Raw genomic sequence first — 353 nt, forward strand, 5'->3', positions numbered from 1 at the left:
ACCACTGGAGGGGCGCTGCTGGAACAGGCCCTGCGAGTCGTGGTCGTTACGGTCACCGAGGTGGCCGAGGTTCTCCAGCTTCGACTCCTGCAACGCCGTAGCGATCGACACGACCGCGGCACGCTCGTCCATACCGGCCTTCTTCGTCGCCGCAATGATCGCCTTCACATTGGCAGTCTGCTCGTCGTTCAGGTCGATACGCGACTGCTCACCCTGCACACCATGCGGGATCAGCTTGTCACCCTGCACCGTCACCGCAACCGGCTTGGTGTGGGTGGTGTCCGCCGCGTGCGCAGCCACCGGACCGGCGAACACGCCACCGGTGAAAGCCAGACCAGCAACACCCAGAATGC

1 pseudogene is annotated in these 353 nt (G+C 64.6%); it reads right to left on the reverse strand.

Annotated features, from left to right (window positions below):
* Window positions 1–351: pseudogene (locus IF06_RS0131810) on the reverse strand (hypothetical protein); the annotation flags it as partial.
* Window positions 352–353: the final 2 nt, after the last annotated feature.

This window comes from Micromonospora globosa, from assembly GCF_000717585.1.
GTDB classification, from domain to species: domain Bacteria; phylum Actinomycetota; class Actinomycetes; order Mycobacteriales; family Micromonosporaceae; genus Micromonospora; species Micromonospora aurantiaca.